This window comes from Pseudomonas sp. FP2338 (genome assembly GCF_030687515.1).
GTDB lineage: Bacteria > Pseudomonadota > Gammaproteobacteria > Pseudomonadales > Pseudomonadaceae > Aquipseudomonas > Aquipseudomonas salomonii.
Genome location: NZ_CP117436.1, coordinates 54,595 through 79,365, shown reverse-complemented (window position 1 = coordinate 79,365; position 24,771 = coordinate 54,595). Strand labels below are relative to the sequence as shown.

Annotated in this window: 26 protein-coding genes; 11 read left to right on the top strand and 15 right to left on the bottom strand. The window is 60.6% G+C overall.

Annotation, left to right across the window (positions count from 1 at the left end; all coding sequences use genetic code 11):
• The first annotated feature begins 51 nt into the window (after positions 1–51).
• Together PSH96_RS00395 and PSH96_RS00390 are read left to right on the top strand one after the other, a co-directional pair.
• Positions 52–342 carry a DUF2782 domain-containing protein gene (locus PSH96_RS00395; RefSeq protein ID WP_017139093.1) on the top strand — a complete coding sequence of 97 codons (291 nt, stop codon included), beginning with the start codon at positions 52–54 and terminating at the stop codon, positions 340–342.
• A 55-nt stretch (positions 343–397) separates the two neighbouring features.
• Positions 398–1,351, top strand: a complete 954-nt coding sequence (locus tag PSH96_RS00390) for a homoserine kinase (RefSeq protein WP_305456858.1) — start codon at positions 398–400, stop codon at positions 1,349–1,351.
• A 106-nt stretch (positions 1,352–1,457) separates the two neighbouring features.
• On the opposite strand, the gene PSH96_RS00385 is transcribed toward PSH96_RS00390, so the two are convergent.
• Positions 1,458–2,387 carry a zinc ABC transporter substrate-binding protein ZnuA gene (locus PSH96_RS00385; protein ID WP_069785817.1) on the bottom strand — a complete coding sequence of 310 codons (930 nt, stop codon included), beginning with the start codon at positions 2,385–2,387 and terminating at the stop codon, positions 1,458–1,460.
• 58 nt (positions 2,388–2,445) lie between these two features.
• Here PSH96_RS00385 and zur point away from each other — a divergent pair, with 58 nt between their 5' ends.
• Genes zur through PSH96_RS00365 form a run of 4 tightly spaced genes read left to right on the top strand, consistent with a single transcriptional unit; the run spans position 2,446 to position 5,251 of the window.
• Positions 2,446–2,928, top strand: a complete 483-nt coding sequence (gene zur / locus PSH96_RS00380; RefSeq protein ID WP_056861009.1) for a zinc uptake transcriptional repressor Zur — start codon at positions 2,446–2,448, stop codon at positions 2,926–2,928.
• Positions 2,928–3,713, top strand: a complete 786-nt coding sequence (znuC, locus tag PSH96_RS00375) for a zinc ABC transporter ATP-binding protein ZnuC (RefSeq protein ID WP_056861008.1) — start codon at positions 2,928–2,930, stop codon at positions 3,711–3,713. The genes zur and znuC overlap by 1 nt, the downstream gene beginning before the upstream one ends.
• Positions 3,706–4,494 (top strand): zinc ABC transporter permease subunit ZnuB, encoded by a 789-nt coding sequence (znuB, locus tag PSH96_RS00370; RefSeq protein WP_058421933.1) that lies wholly within the window; start codon positions 3,706–3,708, stop codon positions 4,492–4,494. Before znuC ends, znuB begins: the two co-directional genes overlap by 8 nt.
• A gap of 37 nt (positions 4,495–4,531) precedes the next feature.
• Entirely contained in the window at positions 4,532–5,251 is a 720-nt protein-coding gene (locus PSH96_RS00365; RefSeq protein WP_305456857.1) for a PA5502 family lipoprotein, read from the top strand.
• Positions 5,252–5,367: 116 nt separating this feature from the next.
• Here the strand turns inward: PSH96_RS00365 and katE are convergent, their stop codons facing one another.
• A complete protein-coding gene (katE, locus tag PSH96_RS00360; RefSeq protein ID WP_305456856.1) occupies positions 5,368–7,509 on the bottom strand; it encodes a catalase HPII in 2,142 nt (713 codons plus the stop codon).
• A 267-nt stretch (positions 7,510–7,776) separates the two neighbouring features.
• Between katE and PSH96_RS00355 the strand changes: the two genes are divergently transcribed.
• Genes PSH96_RS00355 through PSH96_RS00345 form a run of 3 tightly spaced genes read left to right on the top strand, consistent with a single transcriptional unit; the run spans position 7,777 to position 10,282 of the window.
• Entirely contained in the window at positions 7,777–8,784 is a 1,008-nt protein-coding gene (locus PSH96_RS00355; RefSeq protein ID WP_017139103.1) for a methionine ABC transporter ATP-binding protein, read from the top strand.
• Positions 8,784–9,458, top strand: coding sequence for a methionine ABC transporter permease (locus PSH96_RS00350; protein ID WP_065931971.1), 675 nt, complete (start codon positions 8,784–8,786; stop codon positions 9,456–9,458). The genes PSH96_RS00355 and PSH96_RS00350 overlap by 1 nt, the downstream gene beginning before the upstream one ends.
• Before the next feature lie 50 nt (positions 9,459–9,508).
• Positions 9,509–10,282 carry a MetQ/NlpA family ABC transporter substrate-binding protein gene (locus tag PSH96_RS00345; RefSeq protein ID WP_305456854.1) on the top strand — a complete coding sequence of 258 codons (774 nt, stop codon included), beginning with the start codon at positions 9,509–9,511 and terminating at the stop codon, positions 10,280–10,282.
• Positions 10,283–10,584: 302 nt separating this feature from the next.
• Here the strand turns inward: PSH96_RS00345 and PSH96_RS00340 are convergent, their stop codons facing one another.
• The 6 genes from PSH96_RS00340 to PSH96_RS00315 all read right to left on the bottom strand — a co-directional run bounded on the left by PSH96_RS00340 (position 10,585) and on the right by PSH96_RS00315 (position 15,307).
• A complete protein-coding gene (locus tag PSH96_RS00340; protein WP_370694319.1) occupies positions 10,585–10,914 on the bottom strand; it encodes a Bro-N domain-containing protein in 330 nt (109 codons plus the stop codon).
• 469 nt (positions 10,915–11,383) lie between these two features.
• Positions 11,384–12,019 carry an SCO family protein gene (locus PSH96_RS00335; protein WP_056861000.1) on the bottom strand — a complete coding sequence of 212 codons (636 nt, stop codon included), beginning with the start codon at positions 12,017–12,019 and terminating at the stop codon, positions 11,384–11,386.
• Positions 12,016–12,915, bottom strand: coding sequence for a heme o synthase (gene cyoE / locus PSH96_RS00330; RefSeq protein ID WP_305456853.1), 900 nt, complete (start codon positions 12,913–12,915; stop codon positions 12,016–12,018). Before cyoE ends, PSH96_RS00335 begins: the two co-directional genes overlap by 4 nt.
• Positions 12,903–13,982, bottom strand: coding sequence for a heme A synthase (locus tag PSH96_RS00325; RefSeq protein WP_058420534.1), 1,080 nt, complete (start codon positions 13,980–13,982; stop codon positions 12,903–12,905). The genes cyoE and PSH96_RS00325 overlap by 13 nt, the downstream gene beginning before the upstream one ends.
• Before the next feature lie 10 nt (positions 13,983–13,992).
• The gene (locus PSH96_RS00320) at positions 13,993–14,577 is read right to left on the bottom strand and encodes a hypothetical protein (RefSeq protein WP_305456852.1); all 585 of its coding nucleotides are present in this window, start codon (positions 14,575–14,577) and stop codon (positions 13,993–13,995) included.
• On the bottom strand, positions 14,543–15,307 hold the full coding sequence (locus PSH96_RS00315) for an SURF1 family protein (RefSeq protein WP_305456851.1): 765 nt from the start codon (positions 15,305–15,307) through the stop codon (positions 14,543–14,545). The genes PSH96_RS00320 and PSH96_RS00315 overlap by 35 nt, the downstream gene beginning before the upstream one ends.
• A gap of 43 nt (positions 15,308–15,350) precedes the next feature.
• Between PSH96_RS00315 and PSH96_RS00310 the strand changes: the two genes are divergently transcribed.
• Positions 15,351–15,554, top strand: coding sequence for a twin transmembrane helix small protein (locus tag PSH96_RS00310; RefSeq protein WP_016969525.1), 204 nt, complete (start codon positions 15,351–15,353; stop codon positions 15,552–15,554).
• Positions 15,555–15,560: 6 nt separating this feature from the next.
• Here the strand turns inward: PSH96_RS00310 and PSH96_RS00305 are convergent, their stop codons facing one another.
• From PSH96_RS00305 to coxB, 4 genes are all read right to left on the bottom strand, one after another.
• A complete protein-coding gene (locus PSH96_RS00305; protein ID WP_017137899.1) occupies positions 15,561–16,448 on the bottom strand; it encodes a cytochrome c oxidase subunit 3 in 888 nt (295 codons plus the stop codon).
• A 35-nt stretch (positions 16,449–16,483) separates the two neighbouring features.
• Complete coding sequence (locus tag PSH96_RS00300; protein ID WP_056860996.1) at positions 16,484–17,035, bottom strand: cytochrome c oxidase assembly protein; 552 nt, start codon at positions 17,033–17,035, stop codon at positions 16,484–16,486.
• A gap of 144 nt (positions 17,036–17,179) precedes the next feature.
• The gene (ctaD, locus tag PSH96_RS00295; RefSeq protein ID WP_017137901.1) at positions 17,180–18,763 is read right to left on the bottom strand and encodes a cytochrome c oxidase subunit I; all 1,584 of its coding nucleotides are present in this window, start codon (positions 18,761–18,763) and stop codon (positions 17,180–17,182) included.
• Between the two features lie 58 nt (positions 18,764–18,821).
• Positions 18,822–19,949: a cytochrome c oxidase subunit II gene (coxB, locus tag PSH96_RS00290; protein ID WP_058420537.1), complete on the bottom strand. Its 1,128-nt coding sequence runs from the start codon at positions 19,947–19,949 to the stop codon at positions 18,822–18,824.
• 368 nt (positions 19,950–20,317) lie between these two features.
• Between coxB and PSH96_RS00285 the strand changes: the two genes are divergently transcribed.
• On the top strand, positions 20,318–20,965 hold the full coding sequence (locus PSH96_RS00285; protein ID WP_305456850.1) for a hypothetical protein: 648 nt from the start codon (positions 20,318–20,320) through the stop codon (positions 20,963–20,965).
• Positions 20,966–21,095: 130 nt separating this feature from the next.
• Here PSH96_RS00285 and PSH96_RS00280 read toward each other — a convergent pair whose 3' ends face one another.
• From PSH96_RS00280 to PSH96_RS00270, 3 genes are all read right to left on the bottom strand, one after another.
• Entirely contained in the window at positions 21,096–22,643 is a 1,548-nt protein-coding gene (locus PSH96_RS00280) for a SulP family inorganic anion transporter (RefSeq protein ID WP_305456849.1), read from the bottom strand.
• A gap of 85 nt (positions 22,644–22,728) precedes the next feature.
• The gene (locus PSH96_RS00275; protein ID WP_058420539.1) at positions 22,729–23,460 is read right to left on the bottom strand and encodes a carbonic anhydrase; all 732 of its coding nucleotides are present in this window, start codon (positions 23,458–23,460) and stop codon (positions 22,729–22,731) included.
• A 225-nt stretch (positions 23,461–23,685) separates the two neighbouring features.
• Positions 23,686–24,744, bottom strand: a complete 1,059-nt coding sequence (locus PSH96_RS00270; protein WP_305456848.1) for a PA0069 family radical SAM protein — start codon at positions 24,742–24,744, stop codon at positions 23,686–23,688.
• Positions 24,745–24,771: the final 27 nt, after the last annotated feature.

Sequence of the window (24,771 nt, the reverse complement as noted above, 5' to 3'; positions counted from 1 at the left end):
GGTCAGGCGCTAGAATAGCCGGACCAATGACGACAAAGGGACAAGGTTATCATGCGTACAGTAAATCGCCTGTTGTTGACCGGCTTGATTGCACTCACTCCGATAGTGGCCATGGCGGCAGATACTGCACCGTCGGGCGACCCGGAAGTTACCATTCGCACGGAAGGCGACAAGACCATTCAGGAATACCGCCAGAATGGCTTCCTGTATGCAATTAAGGTGACGCAAAAAGGCTTTCCACCGTATTTCCTGGTGCGCGCGGACGGAACCGATGCGAACTTCATCCGCTCTGACCAGCCGGATATGCTGATCCCGTCATGGAAGATCTTCGAATGGAAATGATTTCTTAATTTTAACCGGCGCCGCACACCGCGGCGCCCGTACTGGCAGTTTAAACATGTCTGTGTTCACCCCCCTGGCTCGGCCCGAGCTGGAAACCTTTCTCGCCCCTTACGGGCTCGGCCGCCTGCTTGATTTCCAGGGGATTGCCGCAGGTAGCGAAAACACCAACTTCTTTATCAGCCTGGAACAGGGCGAATTCGTCCTGACCCTGGTCGAGCGTGGCCCAGTGGCGGAAATGCCATTCTTCATCGAACTGCTCGATGTACTGCACGACGCCGACCTGCCGGTGCCTTACGCCCTGCGTACCATCGATGGCGTGGCACTTCGCGAACTCAAAGGTAAACCGGCGCTGTTGCAACCGCGCCTGGCCGGCAAGCACATCAAGGACGCCAACGCCCAGCATTGCGCCCAGGTCGGCGACCTGCTCGGCCACCTGCACCTGGCAACGCAAGGCGACAAAGTGCTGGAGCGCAAAACTGATCGCGGCCTGGATTGGATGCTCACTGAAGGCACGCAGCTTATTTCACACCTGAACGACGCCCAGCAGCGCCTGCTGCAAGCGGCATTGAGCGAAATCCAAGCCCACAAGGCCGACATCCTCGCCCTGCCGCGTGCCAACGTGCACGCCGACCTGTTCCGCGACAACGCGATGTTCGAAGGCACGCACCTCACCGGCTTGATCGACTTCTACAATGCCTGCTCAGGCCCGATGCTGTACGACGTGGCCATCGCCTTGAATGACTGGTGCTCCGACGCCGATGGCGTGATTGATGGGCAACGCGCCCGCGCCTTGTTGGGCGCCTACGCGGGGCTGCGGCCGTTTACCGCCAAGGAGGCCGAGTTGTGGCCGACCCTGCTGCGCGTGGCGTGTGTGCGCTTCTGGCTGTCACGCCTGATCGCCGCGGAATCGTTTGCCGGGCAGGATGTGCTGATCCATGACCCGGCCGAGTTCGAGCATCGGCTGGCGCAGCGTCAGCAGGTTACAGTCCACCTGCCGTTCGCACTTTAAAGGCCTACTCGATCAATGTGGGAGCTGGCTTGCCTGCGATAGCGGTGGTGACTGACACACCGCCATCGCAGGCAAGCCAGCTCCCACATTGGTTAGTGTGTGGCTGTCAGAGCGACTCCAGGCACCCGGCCAAGTCATTCCCCAGCTTCTCCAGCACTTGCTCATAACCCTGCGCTGTCGCCGGGGTATAGCCACCCAACGCATCCAGCTCCGCCAGTTTCACCGGCAAGCCCGCCACCAGTGTCTCGGCCAAACGCGGCCGTAGCGGCGGCTCGCTGAACACACAGGTCTTACCCACTTCCTGCAAACGTGTACGCATCGCCGCCACATGCTGGGCGCCCGGCTGCACTTCGGCGGCCACGCTGAACACGCCGGTGTGCTTGAGCCCGTAAGCGTCTTCGAAGTAGTCAAATGCCTCGTGGAACACGAAGTACGGCTTGTCGCCAACGGTGGACAGACGCGCCTTCAAGCGTGCATCCAACGCATCCAGGCGCTCATCGAATGCCTTCACGTTGCTCTGATAACGCGCGGCGTTGGCCGGGTCGGCAGTGCTGAGGTCAGACGCCATACGCGCCGCAATCACCCGAGCGTTGACCGTTGACAACCACAAGTGCGCATCCAGGCTGCCTGGGCGATGATCGTGGTCGTGTTCGTCGGCATCATCGGCGTGGGAGTGGCTATCTTCGGCGAACCGGCGCAACTTCATCCCAGGCAAGTCCTGAACTGCCACAGTCGGCAGGCTGCGCCCCTTGAGTACGCGCGGCAGGAAGCTCTCCATATCCGGGCCGATCCAATACAGCAGGTCCACCGACTGTACGCGCCGTACGTCGGATGGGCGCAACGCATAGTTATGCGGCGATGCGCCCGGCGGCAACAGCACCTCTGGAATCGCCACGCCGTCCTGCACAGCAGCGGCGATCAACTGCAACGGTTTGATGCTGGTCAGCACCTTGACCTCAGCCTGAGCGGCCCCGGCGATGAACAAACTGGTGACAAATACGACAAAAACGGGAAAAAGTCGGGACACGATGACCACTCAATGGCGTAGGAACAGGTAACATAATAACGTCTCTATCAAATGTCTGTCGCCGCTCATGCCTAAAACACCGCTTGCCAGCCGTCCCCACGACCACTCTCACTGCGTGCACACCGCGCTGTCGGAGGCCGATACCCTGTGCGCGCAGAAAGGCTTGCGCCTGACCGCCCTGCGTCGTCGGGTGCTGGAGCTGGTGTGGCAAAGTCACAAGCCGCTGGGCGCCTACGACATTCTTGGCGTGCTCAGCGAGCAGGACGGCCGCCGTGCCGCGCCGCCGACGGTGTACCGCGCGCTGGACTTCCTGCTGGAAAACGGCCTGGTACACCGCATCGCCTCGCTCAACGCCTTTGTCGGCTGCAGCCACCCGGAGCACGCGCACCAGGGCCAGTTCCTGATCTGCCGCGAGTGCCATGCCGCCATCGAGCTTGAACAAAAAAGCATCAGCGACGCCATCGTCAAAAGCTCCGCCGACGTGGGCTTCAAGGTCGAAGGGCAAACGGTCGAAGTGGTGGGGCTCTGCTCCGGTTGCCAGGGGGCTTGATGAGCAACGCGTTAATCCGCCTGGAGCAGGTCGGGGTCACGTTCGCCGGGCAAAACGTGCTGGATAACATCGCCCTGAGCGTCGAGCCGGGGCAGATCGTGACGCTGATCGGCCCCAATGGCGCCGGCAAGACCACGCTGGTGCGCGCCGTGCTTGGCCTGCTCAAGCCCGACACTGGCAGCGTGTGGCGCAAGCCCAAGCTGCGCGTCGGTTACATGCCGCAAAAATTACACGTCGATCCAACGCTGCCGCTGTCCGTACTGCGCTTCCTGCGCCTGGTGCCTGGCGTCGACCGCGCGCGCGCCCAAGCGGCGCTCAAGGAAGTCGGCGCCGAACAGGTCATCGACAGCCCGGTGCAGAGCATCTCCGGCGGCGAGATGCAGCGCGTATTGCTGGCCCGCGCCCTGTTGCGCGAACCCGAGCTGCTGGTACTTGATGAGCCCGTTCAAGGCGTCGATGTTGCCGGCCAGGCCGAGCTGTACAGCCTGATCACCCGCCTGCGCGACCGCCATGGCTGCGGCGTGCTGATGGTCTCCCACGATTTGCACCTGGTGATGAGCACCACGGATCAAGTGGTGTGCCTCAACCGCCACGTGTGCTGCTCCGGCCACCCGGAACAGGTGAGCGGCGACCCGGCATTCGTCGAGCTGTTCGGCAAAAACGCCCAGAGCCTGGCGATTTACCACCACCATCACGACCACGCCCATGATTTGCATGGCGCCGTGGTCGACGATCCCGCTACGCCTCAACCCCACGTTCATGGAGATAGCTGCAAGCATGGCTGATTTTCTGCTCTACGCCCTGCTGGCAGGCTTGGCTTTGGCACTGGTGGCGGGCCCCTTGGGCTCGTTCGTGGTCTGGCGGCGCATGGCCTATTTTGGCGACACGTTGTCGCATGCCGCGCTGCTGGGCGTGGCCATGGGGTTCTTGCTGGATGTAAGCCCGACCATCGCCGTCACCGTAGGCTGCCTGCTGTTGGCAGTGCTGCTGGTGACCCTGCAACAGCGCCAGCCGCTGGCCTCGGACACGCTGCTGGGCATCCTCGCGCCAAGCACGCTGTCGCTGGGCCTGGTGGTGCTGAGCTTCATGCATGAAGTACGCATCGACCTGATGGCCTACCTGTTCGGCGATTTACTGGCGATCAGCCCCACCGATCTTGCCTGGATCCTCGGCGGCAGCGCCGCTGTGCTGGTGCTGCTGGTGACCCTGTGGCGCCCGTTGCTGGCAATTACCGTGCACGAAGAGCTCGCCACCGTGGAAGGTTTGCCCGTGCCGGCGCTGCGCATGACCCTGATGCTGCTGATCGCGGTGGTGATTGCTGTCGCAATGAAGATTGTCGGCGTATTGTTGATCACGTCGCTGTTGATCATTCCCGCAGCCGCCGCCCAGCGCCATGCCCGCTCACCCGAGCAGATGGCGATCGGCGCCAGCCTGCTGGGCATGCTCGCCGTGTGCGGGGGCCTGGCGCTGTCCTGGTTCAAGGACACGCCGGCCGGGCCGTCGATTGTGGTCACGGCCGCCGCCCTGTTTCTGCTGAGTTTTGTCCTGCCCCGTCGAGGGGTGTAGACTTGCTCGCTTTTTGCGCAAATAGAGAGTCGCAGGAATGAAGCCGTTCAACTCCCGTTATCTGCTCCTTGCCGCATTTTCCCTGCTGCTGGGCGCCTGCCAAAGCACACCGCCCGCAGCCCCTCAGGCACCGGACCCGCGTGCTGCGGCCATCGCGCAGCTGGAGCAAAACCTGGCCAGCAGTGAGCTGGCCACCGCCGAAGACGAGCTGGCCTCGCTGCAAGCCCAGTCGCCCAACGACCCGGCGCTGGAAAACTATCAGCGCCAATTGGCCGAAGCCTACCTGCAGCGCAGCCAGATCGTGTTGCAAAAAGGTGATGTGAATGCCGCCGCTACGGCGTTAAGCCGCGCACGCGCCTTGATGCCCAAGGCTCCGGCGCTCACTGGCGGCGTCAACAGCGCCATCAGCCACGCCCGCAAAGCCGAGCTGGATAAAGCCGAAGCCGCCCTGAAAGCCGCTGAAGCCAAGCCACCCGCCAAGGTCATCGACCCGGCGGCTCAAAGCACCACGGTTGCGCTGAACCTCACCAATATTGAAGAACTTCGCCATCAGTTGGATGCGATCGCCACCGATGTGGTGAATTACCAGTGCGATGTGACCATTCAAGCGCCGCGCACCCAGGATTACCCGTGGTTGGCCACGTTGCTGACCAAACGGGTGAAGCGCATTGATTCGGCGTATGACCTGAAGATTCACCGGCAGATTGTGAAACACATCCCGGCGCAGGTTGTTTTAATTCCGCGCAAAACCGAGTAAAGCCATCGCAGGCAAGCCAGCTCCCACATTTGAATGTATTCACAGTTCAAAAGGTGGGAGCTGCGGTGCGACGATTCGACTTGCCTGCGATAGCAATCTAACAAACAACCAAAAGCTTAAGCCGGAATCGCCTTGGCCTTAGGCTCCCGCGCCCACACCCGATGCTGCGCAATCGCCGCAAAGAATGCCTTGAACGCCTTGGCATCCGCGCCAACAATCAACCCCGCATCCGCCTCCAGCTTAAGCTGATCCAGCAACGGTTTGGCCTCACTGGCAACCGCAATCGCCTTCAAGTGCTTGTACGCCTCCAACAGGAAGTGCAACGCCACGCCATCACCGCTCAGCGCCTTGATCGACTCTTTACCGCCCGGTACGAACACCGCATCAAACGCAACCGACGGCATGCCTTCCATCGACGCATCCACCGGCAGGCTCTTGCCATCCGCAGTCTTCACCGGTGCCGACGTCGGCCCCAGCACCTTGGCATGCGCACCTTCGGCGGCCAGCGCCGTCTTCAGCGCCGCGATCGCCGCGCCATCCACACCGTTAGCCGCAAGAATCGCGACTTTGCGCGTTTTGATATCGCCCGACAGTAGGTTCACCTGGCTCAACGCCGGCGACTCTTTAAGCGACGTCTTGCGTGGCGGCACTGTGCCTTTGGTCGGCGCCGGCAAACCGAGGTTCTGCGCCACGCGCTTGGCCAGTTCCAGGTCGATATTGGCGAGGATCTCGTTGACCTGACGTGCGCGAATAAACTCACGCTCCACCTTGCCCAACTCGAAGCTATAGGCCGCGATAATGTGCTCTTTCTCGTGGTGGCTCATGCTGTGGAAAAACAGCGTGGCTTGGGAGAAATGGTCGCCGAACGATTCACTGCGCTCACGCACCTTGTTGGCGTCGACACGCTCGTAATACGTTTCGAACCCACCATCTTGAGCCGCTGGTGGCGTTTCTTTCGGCCAACCGCCATCAATCGAGTTAGGCTCATAAGACGCACGGCCCTTGTCGATCACCGTGCGATGCTGGGCATCACGCTGGCCGTTATGGAAAGGCGTGACCGGCCGGTTGATCGGCAGCTCATGAAAGTTCGGGCCACCGAGTCGGCTGATCTGCGTATCGGTGTAGGAAAACAGACGGCCTTGCAGCAGCGGGTCGTTGGTGAAGTCGATACCCGACACGATGTGGCCTGGGCAAAAGGCGACCTGTTCGACCTCGGCAAAGAAGTTGTCCGGGTTACGGTTGAGCACCATTTTGCCCAGCGGCGTAATTGGCACCAGCTCTTCGGGGATGATCTTGGTCGGGTCGAGCAGGTCGAAGTCGAACTTGTGCTCGTCCTCTTCGGCAACGATTTGTACGCCCAATTCCCACTCAGGGTAGTCGCCGCCCTCGATCGCTTCCCACAGGTCGCGACGGTGGTGGTCGGTGTCTTTACCGGCAAGCTTTTGCGCTTCGTCCCACACCAGCGAGCAGGTGCCGACTTTCGGGTGCCAGTGGAATTTAACGAAGCTGGACTTACCTTCGGTATTGATCAACCGGAAGGTGTGAATGCCAAACCCCTGCATCGAGCGCAGGCTTTTCGGAATGGCACGGTCAGACATGGCCCACAACACCATATGCGCCGATTCCGGCTGCAGCGAGACGAAATCCCAGAACGTATCGTGGGCCGAGCCGCCGGTAGGAATCTCGTTATGGGGCTCAGGTTTTACCGCATGCACAAAATCCGGAAACTTGATCGCATCCTGAATGAAGAAGATCGGCATGTTGTTGCCCACCAGATCGAAGTTGCCTTCGTCGGTGAAGAACTTCACGGCAAAGCCGCGCACGTCGCGCACGGTATCGCCCGAACCACGCGGGCCCTGCACAGTAGAGAAACGCACGAACACCGGGGTTTTATGCTCCGGGTTGCGCAGGAACCCGGCCTTGCTCAGCGCCGAATGGTTCTGATACGTCTGGAAATAACCATGGGCGCCGGTGCCACGGGCATGCACGATGCGCTCCGGGATACGCTCATGGTCAAAATGCGTGATTTTTTCACGCATGATGAAGTCTTCCAGCAGCGATGGGCCACGGGCGCCGACTTTAAGGGTGTTCTGGTTATCGGAAATCTTTACGCCTTGGTTGGTGCGCAGTGCCTGCCCGGTCGCATCGGAGCGAAATTCTTCTAGGGCCTGCAGCTTGGCGTTGGTGTTGCCACGGTCCAGGGTATCGGTGCCCGCAAGCTCACTCTTGGGCGGGGTGGCTGGCTTCTTGGTACTCATCAGGCAAAACTCCTTAATCAAAGTGGCCAGAGCGGACCCCCGGCTCGTTTGAGCAAAACCCCAGGCACGGCACCTGAGGAAATCGCGTTGCTTATGTAGTGACTGATGGGGTTTTTAGCCGTTCCTTTTTTATGACCTTTGATCGCGTTATTGCCAAATCACTGGTTGAATGCGAAATAAATGCTAAGAAACGCTATACGGACAGGCTAAAATGCGCGCCCGGCTAACCGCTGATCCCTTTTCCATGCGCCCCACAAGGTTCGCTACGTGATCGAGTTTCATAACGTCCATAAAACCTACCGCGTCGCCGGTAAGGAAATCCCCGCACTGCACCCCACCAGCCTGCGCGTCGAGAACGGCCAGGTGTTCGGCCTGATTGGCCACTCCGGTGCGGGCAAAAGTACCCTGCTGCGCCTGATCAATCGCCTGGAGCAGCCAAGCGGCGGTCAGATCAACGTCGACGGTGAAGAAGTCACCGCCCTGGACGCCAACGGCCTGCGCCGTTTTCGCCAGCAAGTCGGGATGATCTTCCAGCACTTCAACCTGCTGGCGTCCAAGACCGTTGCCGACAACGTGGCATTGCCGCTGACCCTGGCCGGCGAGTTATCGCGTAAAGACATCGACCTGCGCGTGGCTGAACTGCTCGCCCGCGTAGGCCTGTCGGACCATGCCAAGAAGTACCCGGCGCAATTGTCCGGCGGCCAGAAGCAGCGCGTCGGCATCGCCCGCGCCCTGGCGACCAAACCGAAGATTTTGCTGTGCGACGAAGCCACCAGCGCCCTTGACCCGCAAACCACCGCCTCGGTGCTCAAACTGCTGGCCGAGATCAACCGCGAGTTGAAGCTGACCATCGTACTGATCACCCATGAAATGGACGTGATCCGCCGCGTGTGCGACCAGGTCGCCGTGATGGACGCCGGCGTGATCGTCGAGCAAGGCTCGGTGGCCGAGGTGTTCCTGCACCCCAAGCACCCGACCACCAAGCGCTTCGTGCAAGAAGCCGAGCAAGTCGATGAAGGCGAGCAGCGTGACGTGTTTGCCCATGTACCGGGCCGCATCGTGCGCCTGACGTTCCAGGGCGAAGCGACCTACGCGCCATTGCTGGGTACCGTCGCCCGCGAAACGGGAGTGGACTACAGCATCCTTGCCGGTCGCATCGACCACATCAAAGACACCCCCTACGGGCAACTGACCCTGGCCATCACCGGCGGTGACATGGAAGCGGCCTTCGCCCGCTTTACCGCAGCCGATGTGCACATGGAGGTACTGCGTTAATGGACGCGTTACTGCATTATTTCGACAAAGTTGACTGGGCCGACATCTGGGTTGCCACCGGCGACACCATGCTGATGCTCAGCACCTCGCTGGTTTTCACCGTACTGGTCGGCTTGCCGCTGGGCGTTCTGCTGTTTCTGTTCAGCCCACGTCAGTTGCTCGAGCAGAAAGCCACCTATGGCGTGCTGGCATTTATCGTCAACGCCATACGCTCTCTGCCGTTTATCATTCTGCTGATTGTGATGATCCCTACAACGATCTTTATCACCGGCACTTCGCTCGGCGTAGCCGGTGCGATCCCACCCTTGGTGGTGGGCGCTTCGACGTTCTTCGCGCGACTGGTGGAAACCGCATTGCGCGAGGTGGATCGCGGCATCATCGAGGCGACTCAAGCCATGGGCGCCACCACTCGGCAGATCATCACCAAGGCACTGCTGCCCGAGGCTAAACCCGGCATCATTGCGGCAATCACCGTCACTGCCATTGCCCTGGTGGGTTACACCGCCATGGCTGGCGTCGTGGGTGCTGGCGGGCTGGGTGACCTGGCGATCCGCTATGGTTACCAGCGCTTCCAGGATGACGTAATGGTCGTCACCGTGGTGATGTTGATTGTGCTGGTACAGATTCTGCAAACCATCGGCGATAAGCTGGTGACACACTACTCTCGAAAATAACGGCCATTGCCGGCCCCCGCCGGCACATGCCCGAACAAGGAGCTTGTTGGATGAAAAAACTACTGGTTGCTTTCGCCGCCGTTGCCGCGTTTTCTGCCCACGCTGCCGAGACTATTACAGTCGCTGCATCGCCGGTGCCCCATGCGGAAATCCTCGAATTCGTGAAGCCTGCACTCGCCAAAGAAGGCGTGGACCTGCAGGTCAAAGTTTTCACCGACTACGTGCAGCCAAACGTACAGGTGGCTGAAAAGCGCCTGGACGCCAACTTCTTCCAGCACCAGCCGTACCTGGATGAGTTCAACAAAACCAAGGGCACTCACCTGGTGAGCGTTGCAGCGGTACACCTGGAGCCATTGGGCGCCTACTCCAGCAAGTACAAAAAGCTGGAAGACCTGCCAGATGGCGCCAACGTGGTGATCCCGAACGACGCCACCAACGGCGGCCGCGCCCTGTTGCTGCTGGCCAAGCACAACCTGATCACCCTGAAGGACCCGACCAACATCCTGTCGACCATCAAGGACATCAGCGGCAACCCGAAAAACCTGAAATTCCGCGAACTGGAAGCCGCGACCCTGCCGCGCGTGCTGACCCAGGTCGACCTGGCGCTGATCAACACCAACTACGCTCTTGAAGCCAAGCTGGACCCATCCAAGGACGCCCTGGTGATCGAAGGCAACGACTCGCCTTACGTGAACATCCTGGTGACCCGCGACGACAACAAGGATTCCGACGCCGTGAAGAAGCTGGTTGCAGCCCTGCACACGCCGCAAGTGAAAGCGTTCATTCTTGAGAAGTACAAAGGCGCAATTCTGCCGGCGTTCTGATCAAACTCGATCTTCACAACACCGAAGATCAAAAAATGTGGGAGCGGGCTTGCTCGCGAAGGCGGCGGTTCAGTCACTTATTAGTCGACTGACACTGCGCCTTCGCGAGCAAGCCCGCTCCCACATTTGTTTTGTGTTGATTGAAAGATCTTGAGTTCTGACTCGACGCTCAACCCTTGCACAAAACCACTGTGGGAGCTGGCTTGCCTGCGATGGCGGTGGGTCAGCGACTGAGATGCAAGCTGGTCCACCGCTATCGCAGGCAAGCCAGCTCCCACATTTGTTTTGTGTGGCTTTTGCTGTCAGCGCAGAGCTGGCACCACCTCATGGGTCAGCCATTGGCGCAGGCACCGATTCTCCGGGTAGTAGTGGTAGATAAGCAGCGCGTAGACGCCAGACTCACTGACCATCAACGTCGGCGCACAGTGGCCATGAGTGATCAGGGGCAGGGTGTGTTGTTGGTCGGGATCGAGCTTGCGCAGTAACGCAGGGTTTAGGTGCAGGCCCATCAGGTGGCCGATGTCGGAGGCGCTGAACCAGGGTTGGTTGTCGACCAGCACGGCATGCAGCTGGTGATGGTGGCGGGTGAAGACTTTGGGTGTGATCGGTGGATCAGGGGTAAGTGATTGCATTGGGACAACTCCGGGTATGAACAGGAGCTGCCAACAGCCTTCCTACGGGCATGGGTGGCAGCCATACGCGGGGTAGGAACCGAGTACCCAGGGATCTCAGCCACGTCGAAACGTGCCCGCGCATAGCCGCCGCGACTGATAGTACGGGCACAAAAAAAACGCCGCAATCAGACGATGGCGCTATGACGCCAAGGGTACATAAAAGGGTTCCTACGCCCTGTCACTGAATTTGCAGCGACAGGCCAAAGACTAGCCACCCCAAGACCGTCCAACAAGTTCACGCACAGCGCGACAACACGTGGGAAATCTCCGACGACTCCCTGTTCAAACCTTGCACAAAACCACTGTGGGAGCTGGCTTGCCTGCGATGGCGGTGGGTCAGCAACTGAGATGCAAGCTGGTCCACCGCTATCGCAGGCAAGCCCGCTCCCACAGGTGATTTGTGTAGTTTGCTAAGGCGGTGACCGGCTTATTTGCGCTGTAGCAAACCCGGCAACTGCGCCACCAGCTTCTGGTTATTCAACGGCGCACGTATGAACCCACGCTGCGTGCCATCCGGGCCGATCAGCGCCAGGTTGCCGCTGTGGTCCACTGTGTAGTTGGGCTTGCTGGTATCGGCCGGAATAAACGGAATGCTAACCGCATTCGAGACTTTCTGCACATCTTCCACATTCGCGCCGGTCAGGCCTTCGAATTGCGGGTCGAAGTAGCCCAGGTACTGCTTGAGCTGGGTCGGTGTGTCGCGGTTGGGGTCGACGCTGACCAGGATCACCTGCAACTTATCCACCGCCTCTTTAGGCAGCTCGCTCTTGATCTGGCGCAGTTGCGCGAGGGTGGTCGGGCAGATGTCGGGGCAGAAGGTGTAGCCAAAGAACAGCAGGCTCCACTTGCCTTTCAACTCATTGACCACCACTGGCTGGCCGTCCTGATTGGTCATGGTCACCGGCGGCAGCTGGCGGCTTTGCGGCAGCAGGATAATGCCGGCGTCGATCAGTGCGGTAGGGTCGCCCTGGCCTTTGCCGCTGAGCACTTTGTTAACGGTCAGGCCCATGATCAACGCGACGATGGCCACCAGGATAAAGACGGTTTTTTGAGTTCGAGTCATAGGTTCAACAATAGGTAGTGGTCGACGAGCAGCGCGATAAACAGCAGCACCAAGTACCAGATAGAGTACTTGAAGGTGTTGATCGCAGCGTGCGGCTTGCTGCCACGGTACAGCACCCAGGCCCATTGCAGAAAGCGCCCGCCCAACACCAGCGCACACGCCAGGTACAGCAGGCCGCTCATATGGATCACATAGGGCATGAAGCTCACCGCCAGCAGGGCGAAGGTGTAGAGCAGGATATGCACCTTGGTGTAGTGCTCGCCGTGGGTGACCGGCAGCATCGGGATATCGGCCTTGGCGTATTCCTCTTTGCGGTGAATGGCCAGAGCCCAGAAGTGCGGCGGGGTCCAGGCAAAAATGATCAGCACCAGCAGCAGCGGCTCGGCGCTGACATGCCCGGTAACCGCGACCCAGCCGAGCAGCGGCGGCGCAGCACCGGCCAGGCCGCCGATTACGATATTTTGCGGCGTGGCACGCTTGAGGAAACCCGTGTAGATCACCGCGTAACCCAGCAATGAGGCCAGCGTGAGCCAGGCCGCCAAGGGGTTGGTGAACGCCAGCAGCAAGGCCAAACCTGCAACAGCCAGAAACAATGCAAAGGCCAATGCCGCCACGGGCGACACGCGCCCTTCTGCCAGCGGCCGTTTATGGGTGCGCGCCATCACCGCGTCGATGCGCCGATCCACCACATGGTTGACCGCTGCCGCGCCACCGGCGCACAGGGCAATGCCCAAATTGCCGAACACCAGCACCGTCCACGGCACCCCGGCGCGGGTCGCGAGGAACATGCCCACCAAGGACGTGATGAGCATCAGCACCACCACTTTCGGCTTGGTCAGCTCCAGGTAATCGCGCCAGATCGCCTGATCGTGACGCGCGCCGATCAAGGTCGCCATGGCATCTCTCCTTTAAGGGTGATGAGGCCCGACACATGCTTGCGCGGGATAAAGCGCCAGCCAAACGGCAGCTGATTGCGCACCCGGACCAGGCTGGTACGGGCGTGGTAATTGACCAGCACCAGCGTCAGTAATAAACCCGCCCCGCCTGCGTTGTGCCCGACCGCCACCGGCAGTGGCAAGCCGAACGCCACATTGCTCACGCCCAGGCAGATTTGCGCCGCGAGGGCGATCAGCAGCAGGCCCGACAGCCGCGTCATGCCGACTGCGCGCAATTGCCAGGCCAGCCCCAGCAGCACCAGCGTCACCAGCACAGCACCGATGCGATGGGTCAGGTGAATGGCCGTGCGGGCTTCACTGTCGAGCTGGCCGCCGAGGTAATTGGGGCCGATATGCTGGGTGAGGTGAAACCCGTTGGCAAAGTCCGCCGCCGGCCACCACTCGCCATGGCACGTCGGCAAGTCGACACAGGCCACGGCCGCGTAGTTGGAACTGACCCAACCGCCCAGCGCAATCTGCCCGATCACCAGCACCAGGCCCGCTGTGGCCCAATATTGCAGGCGCTTGGGCACGATCAATGCGGGCAGCACGCCGGACAGTCGCAATGTCAGCAGAAACAGCAGGCTCAATGTGGCAAAGCCGCCGAGCAAATGCCCCGTGACCACTTGCGGCCACAACTTCAGCGTCACCGTCCACATACCAAACGCCGCCTGGGCAAACACCACCGCCAACACAAACAGCGGCAATTTTACTGGCTGCCCCGGATCACGCCGATGGCTCCACGAGCGCGCCGCCAGCAGCACGATCAGCAAGCCCAAGGTGCCAGCAAAGTAGCGATGGGTCATCTCGGCCCAGCCCTTGTCGGCCTCTACCGGCGTATCGGGAAAATGCAGCTCGGCATGCGCCAGCTGGGCTTCGCTTTGCGGCACGCTGATAAACCCGTAGCAGCCGGGCCAGTCCGGGCAGCCGAGGCCTGCGTGGGTCAGGCGCGTGTAGGCGCCGAGCAACACGACCAGCAGCGCCAGCAAGGTGGCAAACAACGCGAGGCGAAATCCAGGTTTGGCCATGACGATGCCCTTATCCGATGTTCGACAGTTTCAGCAGCAGGCGCAGGTCGTTGAGCAAGTCCTTGCCCTTGACCTTGGCGTCGTAGCGCAGCACCAGATTGCCGTGCGGGTCGACGATCCACAGTTGCGCCTCTCCCGGCGCGGCGGCGTTTTTACTGAAGGTGGTCAGGTCCAGCGGGTAGCGCTGCAGTTGCGGGTATTCGGCCTTGAGCTTGGCGTCGTAATCCGTGCTCACCGGCTGCGCGCTGGCCAGGGCATGGCTGGCGCGCGAGGCATCGCGGCCCAGGCTGATTTGCAGCTGGCGCGCCAGGTACACCAGTTGCTGGCAGTCGGTGGCGCAGGCGGTGGGCGCGGTAACCAGCAGTTGCCAACGCTCATCATCGGCCTGCACGCCGATGTCGGCGCGGGTCTGGCCGTTGCCGATCATCTCGCCGTGGTAGCTGCGGCTGTCGGGCACCCAGAACTGCAACTTGTACATAAAAGTGGCGAGCGCCATCGGGCCGATCACCATCATCAGGATCAAAATCAGCTGCCAGCGGCCTTTGCGCCGGTCGGGCGCCTCAGACGTGCTGGGTGGATTCATCGCCGCTCCCATGGGGTTTCTCCTTTTTGTTATGCCATCCGAGGTAGAGGTAAAGCGCCAGCAACGCCAGTGCCATGGCGAACCACTGCACGGCGTAGCCCAAGTGTTTTTCCGGGCCCATGGCGACCACCGGCCAGGTCGTGTCGTAGGTGCCGGGGCCAGGTTCGGCACGCAGCTCATAGGCGAAACCGTTGCGGCCCAACTCCGCCCAGAGCGCGGCGGGATGCAGCGCGGTAAGCAAGCGCGGCCATTGCGTGGTGGCGGGGTCGGCATGCAGTTGGAAGGTTTCGCCGGGGGCGACGTAGACCCAGGCATCCAGATTCAATGGTTGTTCAGGCGTGGTGAACACGGGCGGCGTGCGCCGATCCGGCCAGGGCAGCCAGCCGCGATTGAACAACAGCCATTCGCCGCTGGCCTGGTCGTGAAAGGGCTGCAAGAGCTCAACACCGGCCTTGCCATCGCGCATGCGGTTGTCGAGCAGCACGCTGTGTTCGGCGTCGAATTGGCCGCGCAGGCGCACACGGCGAAAGGCCGGGTCAGCCATGCCCTGAAGCTGCACGCTGCTGACCGGTTCAGCCAAGCGCCGTTCGGCATAGCTGTCCACCAGCAGCTGTTTTTCATGCCCGCGAGCCAATTGCCAGAACCCCAGGCCCACCATCAACGGCAGCAGCACCAGCACCACCAGCGTGGGAGCGAGCCCTGGGCGAAAGTCTTTTATGGCGCTGGCTATACTTGTTTTCATTGCCCGCCTTTTCATTGCCCGCCCACCCGAATGGAACCTGACCATGCTCAAAGCAGCCATTGCCCTGATGCTGATCGCGACTGTCGTGAGCCTGTTCAGTGGCTTGTTCTTTCTGGTCAAGGACGAGGGCAACTCCAACCGCCTCGTCACTGCCTTGACCGTGCGTGTTGTACTGGCCGCGATCACCGTGGGCTTGATCGCCTGGGGCTTTTTCAGCGGCCAGTTGGTCTCTCATGCACCGTGGTAAAACGCCTCACAGCACATAAACGAAGAAAAACAGGCCGATCCACACCACATCCACAAAGTGCCAGTACCAACTGGCCGCCTCAAAACCGAACTGGTGCTCGGCGTTGAAGTGCCCCTTGAGGATGCGCATCAGCATCACGAACAGAATGATGGTGCCGATGGTCACGTGGGCGCCGTGAAAGCCGGTGAGCATGAAGAACGTCGCGCCGTACACGCCCGAACCGAGGGTCAGGCCCAGCTCTTTGTAAGCGTGCATGTACTCCTCGGCCTGAAAGCCCAAAAACGCCCAACCCAGTAGCACCGTCAGCGCCAGCCAGATTTTCAGAGCGCCGCGATGGCCCTTGCGCAACGCATGGTGGGCGATGGTGATGGTCACGCTGGAGCTGACCAGCAAGATCGTATTGACCAGCGGCAAGCCCCACGGGCTGATGGTGCCTTCGGGCGGCGGGTACATTTTCGGGTCAGGGTTGTTGAGCAACGGCCAGGCAAATTCGAAGTTCGGCCACAGCATGTGCGCGACGCCCTTGGAGCCTTCGCCCGCCAGCCATGGCGCGGACATATGCCGCACATAAAACAGTGCACCGAAGAACGCGATAAAGAACATCACCTCGGAAAAGATGAACCAGGTCATGCCCCAGCGGAACGACCGATCCATCTGCGGGCTGTACAAACCGGCGCGGCTTTCCTTGATTACCGCGCCGAACCAGCCGAACAGCATGTAGGCCAGCAACAGGCCGCCGACGAAAAAGATCCACGGGCCGTGGGATTCCGGGCGCGCTGCCTTGAGGTCGTTGAACCACACGGCCAGGCCGTACACCGTGATCAACATGCCAAACGTAGCAATTATTGGCCATTTGCTTTGCGCTGGTACGTAGTACGTATCATGAGACGACATGTATTCGCTCTCCTGATTGAAGGGGCAAACAGTAGCTAGCCGCCGGTACGGACGGCCACCGGCGGTTGGCGCGCAGTGATGTCAAACAGCGTGTATGCCAGGGTCAAATGCTTCACATCCTTGGGCATGGCGCGATCGACGATAAAGCGCACGGGCATTTCAATGCGCTGACCTGGCTGCAGCACTTGCTGGGTGAAGCAAAAACATTCGGTCTTGTGGAAATACATCGCCGCTTCGGCCGGGGAAATACTCGGTACAGCCTGGGCAGTCATGGGTTTGTCAGTGGGGTTGTAGGCCACGAATAGCATCTCGGTGACGGCACCGGGGTTGACCACGACTTCATCGGCTTTGGAGTGGAATTCCCAGACCATGTCGATGGCATTGGTGGACATGAACTGCACGCGCACCTGACGCGTAGGGTCCACCAACTGCTCACCTTCGTACTGCCCGGCGGTCTTGCCGTTGATGCCGAACGCCTTGCACATCACGTCGTAGATCGGCACCAGGGCGAAGCCGAAGGCGAACATGGCCACGACCAGGATCAGCAGGCGAGTGACCAGGCGCTTGATGGGGACGGACTCAAGCATGGCGCTCACCCGTTCCTGGCTTTTCTGTGGGAGCTGGCTTGCCTGCGATGAGGCCCTGGCAGGCGATAGATTCGGCGCCTGACACACCGCTATCGCAGGCAAGCCAGCTCCCACAGGAGACCGAGTCGACCTGCGACAAAGCGTTCACTTGACCTCCGGCGGCGTCGTAAACGTGTGATACGGCGCAGGCGAGGGGATGCTCCATTCCAGGCCTTCGGCGCCGTCCCACGGCTTGGCCGGCGCCGGCGGGCCGCCACGGATGCACTTGATCACGATAAACAGGAAGAAGATCTGCGTGGCGCCGAACATGAACGCGCCAATTGAGGAAACCATGTTGAAGTCGGCGAACTGCAGGTTGTAGTCCGGCACCCGGCGCGGCATGCCAGCCAGCCCGACAAAGTGCATCGGGAAGAACGCCATGTTCATGCCCACAAAAGACAGCCAGAAGTGCAGCTTGCCCAGGGTTTCGTCGTACATGTGGCCGGTCCATTTCGGCAGCCAGTAGTAGGCCGAGGCGAAGATGCCGAAGATCGCGCCAGGCACCAATACGTAATGGAAGTGCGCCACCACAAAGTAGGTGTCGTGGTACTGGAAGTCCGCCGGGGCAATCGCCAGCATCAGCCCGGAGAAACCGCCGATGGTGAACAGAATCACAAAGGCCACGGCGAACAGCATCGGTGTCTCAAAGGTCAGCGAGCCTTGCCACATGGTGCTGACCCAGTTGAACACCTTTACGCCGGTGGGCACCGCGATCAGCAGCGTGGCGTACATGAAGAACAGCTCGCCCACCAGTGGAATGCCGACCACGAACATGTGGTGCGCCCACACGATGAACGACAGAAACGCGATGCTTGCCGTGGCGTAAACCATCGAGGTGTAGCCGAACAGCGGCTTGCGCGAGAAGGTCGGGATGATCGAGCTGACGGCGCCAAACGCCGGCAGGATCATGATGTACACCTCAGGGTGGCCGAAGAACCAGAACACATGCTGGAAAAGCACCGGGTCACCGCCACCGGCCGCACTGAAAAAGCTGGTGCCGAAGTGGATGTCCATCAACATCATGGTCACGCAACCGGCCAGCACCGGCATCACCGCGATCAGCAGGAAGGCAGTGATCAGCCAGGTCCAGACGAACAGCGGCATTTTCATCAAGGTCATGCCCGGCGCGCGCAGGTTGAGAATGGTGGCGACCACGTTAATCGCGCCCATGATCGAACTGATGCCCATCAGGTGAATGGCAAAGATGAAAAACGTCACGCTTTCCGGCGCATAAGTGGTGGAGAGCGGGGCGTAGAAGGTCCAGCCGAAATTCGGCCCGCCGCCCGGTGTAAACAACGTCGAGACCAGCAGCAGGAAAGCAGCAGGCAACAGCCAGAAACTGAAGTTGTTCATGCGCGGCAAGGCCATGTCCGGCGCGCCGATCATCAGCGGGATCATCCAATTGGCCAGGCCGACGAACGCCGGCATCACCGCGCCAAACACCATGATCAGGCCGTGCATGGTGGTCATCTGGTTGAAGAACGCCGGTTGCACAATCTGCAGGCCGGGCTGGAACAGCTCGGCGCGGATCACCATGGCGAATGAGCCACCGAGCAGAAACATGGTGAAGGCGAACCACAGGTACATCGTGCCGATGTCTTTGTGGTTGGTGGTCAGCACCCAGCGCATCAAGCCTTTGGCGGGGCCATGGGCATGGTCGGCATGACCATGGTCGATCACAGTGCTCATGGCCGTTCTCCTGCAAAGGAATGGGCTGTGCGGTTCAGGGCATACGCAGTTGAGGCCGTCATTTGCTTTCCGCCTGTTTCAGAGCCAGCACGTCTTTGGGCGTGACCATGTCGCCTTTGTTGTTGCCCCAGGCGTTGCGCTCGTAGGTGACCACGGCGGCGATATCGACTTCCGACAACTGTTTGCCGAACGCCGCCATGGCGGTGCCGGGCTTGCCGAAGTACACGCGGTGCAGGTGGTCTTCCTTAGGCCCGATGGCAATCGGCGAGCCCTTGAGCGCCGGGAACATTGGCGGCAGGCCCTGGCCTTCGGCCTGGTGACAGGCCACGCAGGTGGTGTGGTAAACCTTGTCGCCACGCGCCACCAGCTCATCCAGCGTCCACTCTTTGGACGTCAGCTCCTTGAGCTTGGCGGCTTCTGCTTTGCGCTCGCCCAGCCAGGTGTCGTAGTCGGCCTTGGATTTGACCTCGACCACGATGGGCATGAAACCGTGGTCCTTACCGCACAGCTCGGCGCACTGGCCACGGTAAATGCCGGGCTTCTCGACCCGGGTCCAGGCCTCGTTGACGAAGCCGGGGATCGCATCGCGCTTGACCGCAAAGGCCGGCACCCACCAGGAGTGGATCACGTCGGCGGCCGTCACCAGAAAGCGCACCTTGGCGCCCACCGGCAGCACCAGCGGCTGGTCGACTTCGAGCAAGTAGTGCTCGCCCTTCGTCGCCTGGTTATGGATCTGCTCGGCGGGCGTGGCCAGGTTGCTGAAGAACTCCACGTCCTGGCCCAGGTATTTGTAGTGCCACTTCCACTGATAGCCGGTGACCTGGATATCGATATCCGACTCACTGCTGTCGTAGATGTTGATCAGGGTTTTGGTTGCCGGAATGGCCATGGCCACCAGGATCAGCAAGGGCACTACGGTCCAGAGAATTTCCACGGTGGTGCTCTCGTGGAACTTGGCCGCCACCTGGCCCGTGGACCGGCGGTGCAGGATCATCGACCAGAACATCGCGCCAAACACGACGATGCCGATCACCACACAGATCCAGAAAATGGTCATGTGCAGGTCAAACACGGCGTGACTGACTTCAGTAGCCCCTGGCGCCATATTCGTTGTCCAGGCGGCGTGCGCCTGGCCGAATACTGACCACAACAGTAGGCCCATCCAAACGTGTGGATGTCGCGTCATTGCGGGTTCCCCTTTATGTTTCTTGTTATCCCGCCGGTTTGCACCTGCGGCGAAGGGAGCGGCTTCCATACTGCTTACAACCGCCAAGCCTTGCCTGCGTCATGCAGTTGGGCGTCATCAGCTAATTGCGTACAAACCCGAGTATAGACAGCGCCTGCAACCCCGCAATGTGTAGGGGCAAATGAGCAAAAACAGACGGGCGGCCCCAATAAAACCGGGGGCGCAAACGTTTATCCGACGAACGATGGCATTTCGATATAACGCACACGCATAACCATGAAATAATTATGACAAATGCGTCTTAGGCGCTCGTATAAACGAGCTACCTTATCCTCTCCTTTTCCTACGCCTGTTTCACTGGAGCCTTCATGAACACCGCCGCATTGCGCGAGCAGATTTCCCGTGCCCATCAACACGAAGCCACTACGGGCCAGCTTGCCCTGCAACTGGAAAAACAATTGCCGCACCTGCATTCGGCCATCTCCCTGGCTGACGGTGATAGCAACATTGTCATGACCCGCTTTGTCACTGCCTACATCGAACTGGTTCCGGACTTGCTGGAAGCCGCGAACGATGTGGCCCGCGAAGCCGGTATCGAAAGCCAGATCAAACCGGTGCTGAAAATCGCCGAGCATTTCTTCCTGCAGCCGCCTGCAATCCTGGCCGGCCATGAAGGCCTGGACGGCCTGCTGGATGAGGCCTACCTGGCTCACCGCTTGGTTGAAGAGGTCAACGACCTGTATATCAAGCATTTCGGCCAGCCGTTGATTCCGGCAGATACCACCGTCGCCAACTTGATTGCCCATCAACTGATCGGTGAGCAATTCGCCAATCAGCTGGATGAAGCGGTGCATTTGGCGGTGGATGAGATGCTCAACGAAGAGAGCTTTGCGCTGGAGTCGGTTGAGGCGTATCGCGAAACACTCAAGAGCCCGAACACGGAAGCGGCGTGGAAGCGCTGGCCGTGCCTGTCGCGGCAACTGGGCGTTGAGTTATCGCTGGATCAGCCAGCCTGATTTTCAAGCCAACATAGATCTGAATGTGGGAGCGGGCTTGCTCGCGAAAGCGGCGTGTCAGCCAAAGTGATGTTGACTGATCTACCGCTTTCGCGAGCAAGCCCGCTCCCACAGTTTTGATCCGGTTTCGTCAGGTGATTGGCGGCGCCGAACCTATCCCCACCGTCGTCCGCACCCGGCCTTCGAGCCTGCGCTTCAACCCCCGCGCCTCGATCACCAGCGTCGAGCCCTTGGCCGCATTGGCCCGGCCCCATTCCTCCAGCAACTCCAGACACGAATGGTCGATGTAGCTCAGGTTGCTCAGCGGCACATGCAAGGTGGTCCCCGCAGGCACCGACGACAGCACCTGAGTCAGCGCCGGCACTTTCAGGAAGGTCGCCGCACCGGTCAATCGCAGCTCCATTTCACCGTCCTGGGGCAAATCGATCAGGCTGACTTTCAATCGCGAAGCTTTAAACGCGAGCTTCAGCAACGTGAGCCCAAAGCCCACCAACACGCCAGTCAACAGGTCCGTAAAGATGATCGCCAATGCCGTGGCGGCGTAGGTAAACATCGGCATCCGCCCATAACGGCCCAGCGCGCGAAAGGCTTTGACGTCTACCAGCTTGATCCCGGTGTACACCAGCACGCCCGCCAAACTCGCCACCGGAATGCTTTGCAGCACACTCGACAGCAGCAACACAAAGCCCAGCAGCCACACACCATGAAACATCGCCGACAGCCGCGTGGTAGCGCCGGCCTGCACGTTGGCCGAGCTGCGCACGATCACGCCGGTCATCGGCAAGGCGCCAACCAAACCGCAGAGCATGTTGCCTACACCTTGGGCAGACAGCTCCTTGTCGAAATCGGAGCGCTGGCCGCTGTGCATCCGGTCGACGGCCGCTGCAGACAACAGTGTTTCAGCGCTGGCAATAAACGCCACGGCGAAGGCGGCGATCAGCAGTTGCGGATCGGCCAGGTTCAGCAGGTCGCTGGGGCGCAGCCAGTCGATGGCGTCGGCGAGGTTTTCCGGTACTTCCACGCGCTTGACCTGCAACGCCAGCACCAGGCTGGTTACCGTCGCCAGGCCCACACCCAGCAAGGCACCCGGGACGAAACGCAGTGTTTGCGGACGGAATTTATCCCAGCAGTACATCACCAGCATGGTCGACAGCCCCAGCAAGCCAGCCTGCCAACCAAGACCGCCGCCCAGCGTCGGGATCGCTTCGGCCACGGCCGCCGGGAAGCCTGCCAGGTTATCCAGCCCCGAAGGTTTGGGCGCGCCGTCGAGCATCACATGCACCTGCGACAGCACAATCAATACGCCGATGCCTGCCAGCATGCCGTACACCACCGCCGGCGCCGTGACCCGGAACCAGCAGCCCAGGCGCAAGCGCCCGGCCACCAGTTGCAGGAAACCCGCCAGCAACAGGATCGGCCCTAACATCATCATCCCGTGTTGCCGCACCAGCTCGAACACCAGCACCGCCAAACCCGCCGCAGGGCCACTGACCTGCAGTGGCGAGCCCGCCAGCCAACCCACCACCAGGCCACCGATAATCCCGGTGATCAGCCCCTTGGCCGGCGGCATGCCGGACGCGATCGCAATACCCATGCACAAGGGCAGGGCGACCAGAAACACAACCACCGAGGCCAGCAGCTCCCGTGGCAATACAGCTTTCAATTGAGCAGCACGCATGATGGCTCTCCCGAGGGATTCGCCGGGCGCGGCAAAGCCTGGCTGCATCCATGGCAGCCACCGCTAGACCCGGCAGGGAAGTGTTTTAGAAGCGCGCTCTAGGCGTCGCGCAAGGAATCGGCTCGGTGCCGTTCAGCGGTCTGAATGCCGCCTGGTCTGCATCGTAAGCGCGGATTTCGCTGGTCTCGATGTTGTAGATCCAACCATGGATAAACAAATGACCATTGGCCATGCGCGAAGCCACGGAAGGGTGGGTACGCAGATGCTGCAATTGGGCAATGACGTTTTCTTCGGTCAGCACCTTCATGCTCTCGCCTTCATTGGCGCAGTCGCAATTGTCTTCGACCATGGACTTGGCAACTTCGGCGTGACGCAACCAGGCCCGTACCGTCGGCATCTTTTCCAGGCTGTCGGGGTTGAGTACTGCGCGCATGGCGCCGCAATCGGAATGCCCGCACACGATGATGTGCTGTACGCCCAGGGCGAGTACCGCGTACTCGATGGCGGTGGAAACCCCGCCATTCATCTGGCCGTAGGGCGGCACCACGTTGCCGACGTTACGCGTCACGAACAAATCGCCGGGGGAGCTTTGGGTGATCAGCTCGGGCACGATGCGCGAGTCGGCGCAGGTAATAAACATCGCCCGTGGGCTCTGGGCCGTGGCGAGTTTCTTGAAGAGTTCTTCCTGCTGCGGGAAGACGTCGTGATGGAAATGCAAAAAGCCGTCAACGATGTGCTTTAACGCTGCATCGGCAGACTCCGCCACCTCAGGGGCTGAAGCCGACGCAGCCAACGGCTGTTTATCCTTGTCACTCATGATTCATCCTCTTAATTAATGCAGGGGAGTGTTCAGTCAGTTCGACGTCTGGCTATCGGAAAAGTTGAAAAACTAAACAAACCAAGGCGCCGACTCATCAGTCACTCGCTGAACAAGGTAACCGCCGAAACTTAACTCAAACTGAATGAACCGCTCTAGAACGCGGGTTTCAGTGATGTCAAAACGCGACTATTCCTAAAGCATGACGCCATCGTTCTCCTCAGTTTACAACAATGCCATCTGCCTGCCCGGTGGGCAAAACGCCGTGCAATCCAGATTAAACCCCTCCCGTCGATTGAGCCCCAGCCGCTTGATCGCTTTGTTGAAACGCTGCGCCAGCAAATCGGCAAACGGCCCCTCGCCACGCATGCGCACGCCGAAACGGCTGTCATACACCTCGCCGCCGCGCACCTGACGCACCAGGCTCATCACATGGGCCGCACGTTGCGGGTAATGCGCCGCCAGCCATTCCTCGAACAGCGGCGCCACTTCCAACGGCAGCCGCAGCATCATGTAGGCGGCGCTCTGCGCACCGGCAGCGTGGGCTTCGGTCAGCAGGCTTTCCAGCTCGCTGTCGTTGATCATCGGAATCATCGGCGAGCACAGCACACCCACCGGGATACCCGCCTCGCGCATCACCCGAATTGCCCGCAACCGCGCCTTGGGCGCCGCCGTGCGCGGCTCCAGGATGCGTTTGAGCTCGTCGTCCAGGCTGGTAAGGCTGATCATCACCGCCACCAACCGCTGACTCGCCAATTCGGTAAGCAGGTCGAGGTCGCGCAAGATCAACGAGCCCTTGGTGATGATGGTCACCGGGTGCCGATAGCGCAGCAGCACTTCGAGGGTTTGCCGGGTGATTGTGTAGTCGCGCTCGATAGGCTGGTACGGGTCGGTATTGGAGCCCAGGTTGATCGGCGCACACACATAACCTGGCTTGGACAGCTGTTGCTCCAGCACCTCGGCGGCGTTGGTCTTGGCAATCAGTTTGGTTTCGAAATCCAGCCCTGGCGACAGGTCCCAATAGGCGTGGCTGGGCCGCGCATAGCAGTAGATGCAGCCATGCTCGCAGCCGCGATAGGGGTTGATCGAGCGATCAAACGGCAAGTCCGGCGAGTTGTTGCGGGTGATGATGCTCTTGGCCGTTTCGATACGCACTTCGGTGCCCTGGGTCGGCGGCACTTCCTGGAACCAGCCGTCGTCTTCGGCCACGCTGACGGTCGGCGCAAAGCGGTTGTGCAGGTTAGTGGCCGTGCCCCGGCCACGGGGCGGCAGCGCAGTAGTCATGAAAACGCCTCGATACTGTTTTTATAT

Excerpts from the sequence above, each read along its gene's own strand:
- PSH96_RS00390 (WP_305456858.1), top strand. The coding sequence starts at position 398 with ATGTCTGTGTTCACCCCCCTGGCTCGGCCCGAGCTGGAAACCTTTCTC.
- PSH96_RS00350 (WP_065931971.1), top strand. The coding sequence starts at position 8,784 with ATGGACGCGTTACTGCATTATTTCGACAAAGTTGACTGGGCCGACATC.
- PSH96_RS00275 (WP_058420539.1), bottom strand. The coding sequence starts at position 23,460 with ATGAGTGACAAGGATAAACAGCCGTTGGCTGCGTCGGCTTCAGCCCCT.
- PSH96_RS00305 (WP_017137899.1), bottom strand. The coding sequence starts at position 16,448 with ATGTCGTCTCATGATACGTACTACGTACCAGCGCAAAGCAAATGGCCA.
- PSH96_RS00320 (WP_305456852.1), bottom strand. The coding sequence starts at position 14,577 with ATGGGAGCGGCGATGAATCCACCCAGCACGTCTGAGGCGCCCGACCGG.
- znuB (WP_058421933.1), top strand. The coding sequence starts at position 3,706 with ATGGCTGATTTTCTGCTCTACGCCCTGCTGGCAGGCTTGGCTTTGGCA.
- coxB (WP_058420537.1), bottom strand. The coding sequence starts at position 19,949 with ATGACGCGACATCCACACGTTTGGATGGGCCTACTGTTGTGGTCAGTA.
- PSH96_RS00395 (WP_017139093.1), top strand. The coding sequence starts at position 52 with ATGCGTACAGTAAATCGCCTGTTGTTGACCGGCTTGATTGCACTCACT.
- PSH96_RS00335 (WP_056861000.1), bottom strand. The coding sequence starts at position 12,019 with ATGACTCGAACTCAAAAAACCGTCTTTATCCTGGTGGCCATCGTCGCG.
- ctaD (WP_017137901.1), bottom strand. The coding sequence starts at position 18,763 with ATGAGCACTGTGATCGACCATGGTCATGCCGACCATGCCCATGGCCCC.
- PSH96_RS00365 (WP_305456857.1), top strand. The coding sequence starts at position 4,532 with ATGAAGCCGTTCAACTCCCGTTATCTGCTCCTTGCCGCATTTTCCCTG.
- znuC (WP_056861008.1), top strand. The coding sequence starts at position 2,928 with ATGAGCAACGCGTTAATCCGCCTGGAGCAGGTCGGGGTCACGTTCGCC.
- PSH96_RS00315 (WP_305456851.1), bottom strand. The coding sequence starts at position 15,307 with ATGAAAACAAGTATAGCCAGCGCCATAAAAGACTTTCGCCCAGGGCTC.
- PSH96_RS00285 (WP_305456850.1), top strand. The coding sequence starts at position 20,318 with ATGAACACCGCCGCATTGCGCGAGCAGATTTCCCGTGCCCATCAACAC.
- PSH96_RS00310 (WP_016969525.1), top strand. The coding sequence starts at position 15,351 with ATGCTCAAAGCAGCCATTGCCCTGATGCTGATCGCGACTGTCGTGAGC.
- PSH96_RS00300 (WP_056860996.1), bottom strand. The coding sequence starts at position 17,035 with ATGCTTGAGTCCGTCCCCATCAAGCGCCTGGTCACTCGCCTGCTGATC.
- PSH96_RS00270 (WP_305456848.1), bottom strand. The coding sequence starts at position 24,744 with ATGACTACTGCGCTGCCGCCCCGTGGCCGGGGCACGGCCACTAACCTG.
- zur (WP_056861009.1), top strand. The coding sequence starts at position 2,446 with ATGCCTAAAACACCGCTTGCCAGCCGTCCCCACGACCACTCTCACTGC.
- PSH96_RS00325 (WP_058420534.1), bottom strand. The coding sequence starts at position 13,982 with ATGGCCAAACCTGGATTTCGCCTCGCGTTGTTTGCCACCTTGCTGGCG.
- PSH96_RS00340 (WP_370694319.1), bottom strand. The coding sequence starts at position 10,914 with ATGCAATCACTTACCCCTGATCCACCGATCACACCCAAAGTCTTCACC.
- cyoE (WP_305456853.1), bottom strand. The coding sequence starts at position 12,915 with ATGGCGACCTTGATCGGCGCGCGTCACGATCAGGCGATCTGGCGCGAT.
- katE (WP_305456856.1), bottom strand. The coding sequence starts at position 7,509 with ATGAGTACCAAGAAGCCAGCCACCCCGCCCAAGAGTGAGCTTGCGGGC.
- PSH96_RS00280 (WP_305456849.1), bottom strand. The coding sequence starts at position 22,643 with ATGCGTGCTGCTCAATTGAAAGCTGTATTGCCACGGGAGCTGCTGGCC.
- PSH96_RS00345 (WP_305456854.1), top strand. The coding sequence starts at position 9,509 with ATGAAAAAACTACTGGTTGCTTTCGCCGCCGTTGCCGCGTTTTCTGCC.